We start from the raw sequence: 1,144 nt of genomic DNA, 5'->3' as shown, positions 1-1,144 counted from the left end.
GCCGCTTCGCGCGCCAGCTCGGCGCGCAGGTGCCGGGCCGCCTCGTCAGCAGCGCCAAGAGCTGGCTGTCGAACGCCTCGGTGGACCGGCTCGCGCCGATCCTGCCGTGGGGCGCGCCCGACGAGGTCGACAAGGTCTCGCCGGTGGCCGCCAGCGCCAGCTATCTGGCGCACGTGCGGGCGGCCTGGAATCATCGCTTTCCGGCATCTCCGCTCGAAACCCAGGACGTCGTCCTGACCGTGCCCGCGTCGTTCGACGACGGCGCGCGCGCCCTCACGCTCGAAGCCGCCCGCGCAGCCGGGCTGCCCGCGCTGCGGCTGCTCGAGGAGCCGCAGGCCGCGTTCTACGACTGGCTCTATCAGCACCGCGACGGCCTCGGCAAGGCGCTCGACGGCACGCGGCTCGTGCTGGTGTGCGACGTGGGCGGCGGCACCACCGATCTGACGCTGATCCGCGTGGAACCCGGCGCACCCGACGAGCACGGCGCGCCGCGCCTCACGCGGATCGGCGTCGGCAATCACCTGATGCTCGGCGGCGACAACATGGATCTGGCGCTCGCGCACCTGGCCGAGCGTCGGCTGACGGGCGCGGACGCCAATGGCTCGGCCGGCGGCGCCCCCGCGCGGCTGAGCGCCGCGAGCCTGTCGCAACTGGTCGAGCGCTGCCGCGTGGCCAAGGAGCAACTGCTCGGCGACGCCGCGCCCGACGCGGTGCCTGTCACGCTGCTCGGCGCCGGCTCGAAGCTGATCGGCGGCGCGCGCAGCACCCAGCTTGCGCGCGGCGAGGTCGAACAGATCGTGGTGGACGGCTTCTTCCCCGCCGGCCGCGCCGACGAGATGCCGCGCCGCTCGCGCGCGGCGATCGTCGAATTCGGGCTGCCGTACGCGGCCGATCCGGCCATCACGCGGCACGTCGCGGCGTTTCTCGCGCGCTTCGCGTCGCAGTCGCGCGAAGCCGTTGCGGACGCAACGGCCGACCCCGCCGACGCCCCGTTCGCAATGCCCGACACGCTGCTGCTGAACGGCGGCGTGTTCCGCGCCCGCGCGCTGGCCGGGCGGCTCAGATCGGGAGAGCGGCGTGCAGGGGAAGAGGGGTGGTGGCAGGGTAGATCTCGGTTGGGCCGCTGTCGAAACAAATAAAAACA

At 73.5% G+C, this 1,144-nt stretch carries 1 pseudogene; it reads left to right on the top strand.

The window, feature by feature from the left end:
• Nucleotides 1–1,061 (top strand): annotated as a pseudogene (locus G3N92_RS34335) (Hsp70 family protein); the annotation flags it as partial.
• Between the last annotated feature and the right edge of the window lie 83 nt (nucleotides 1,062–1,144).

The organism is Burkholderia sp. Ac-20379, assembly GCF_017104645.1.
Taxonomy (GTDB): domain Bacteria; phylum Pseudomonadota; class Gammaproteobacteria; order Burkholderiales; family Burkholderiaceae; genus Burkholderia.
This window is presented reverse-complemented; position numbering and strand designations above follow the sequence as displayed.